We start from the raw sequence: 1,015 nt of genomic DNA, 5'->3' as shown, positions 1-1,015 counted from the left end.
AAGAGAGGTTGGACGTGGCTGCAGGAGAAGAGACCTCACACATCCTTAGCGGGTTGACTTCCCAGCTGCCTGATCGTGATCCGGAAGAGACTGCCGAGTGGGTTGAGTCTTTGGATGCGTTGATCAGGGAGCAGGGCACGGAGCGGGCGCAGTTCATCATGCGCAGCCTGCTTCAGCGGGCGGGGTCCCAGTCGGTGGGGGTGCCGATGGTGACCACCACCGATTACGTGAACACGATCCCGGCGGACCAGGAAGCGGAGTTCCCGGGCAACGAGGAGTTCGAGCGCCGGTACCGGGCGTACATGCGCTGGAACGCGGCCGTGATGGTGCACCGGGCGCAGCGGGCGGACATCGGGGTGGGCGGGCACATTTCCACCTATGCCGGGGCCGCGACCCTGTACGAGGTCGGCTTCAACCATTTCTTCCGCGGCAAGGACCACCCCTCGGGCGGGGACCAGGTCTTCTTCCAGGGCCACGCGTCCCCGGGCATGTACGCGAGGGCGTTCATGGAAGGCCGGCTCTCGGAGGAGGACCTGGACGGGTTCCGGCAGGAAAAGTCCAAGCAGGGCCACGCCCTTTCCTCCTACCCGCACCCGCGCCTGATGCCCGCGTTCTGGGAATTCCCGACCGTGTCCATGGGCATCGGCCCGATGAACGCGATCTACCAGGCCCAGTCCAACCGCTACCTGCACGACCGCGGCCTCAAGGACACCAGTGACCAGCAGGTCTGGGCGTTCCTGGGCGACGGGGAAATGGACGAGCCCGAGTCCCGCGGCCTGCTCCAGCTCGCCGCGAACGAGAACCTGGACAACCTGAACTTCGTGATCAACTGCAACCTCCAGCGCCTGGACGGGCCGGTCCGGGGCAACGGGAAGATCATGCAGGAACTGGAGGCGTTCTTCCGCGGCGCGGGCTGGAACGTCATCAAGGTCGTCTGGGGCCGGGAATGGGACGAGCTGCTGGCCCGCGACACCGACGGGTCCCTGGTGAAAATCATGAACGAAACCGTCGACGG

The 1,015-nt window shown here is 65.6% G+C and carries 1 protein-coding gene; it reads left to right on the top strand.

The features are described 5' to 3' along the window. Window positions 1–14: 14 nt before the first annotated feature. Window positions 15–1,015: thiamine pyrophosphate-binding protein (locus AC3WJU_RS22435; protein ID WP_492260924.1), on the top strand; the 1,001-nt coding region annotated here is incomplete at its 3' end.

This window comes from Arthrobacter sp. FW306-1B-F12A (assembly GCF_058781865.1).
This window is presented reverse-complemented; position numbering and strand designations above follow the sequence as displayed.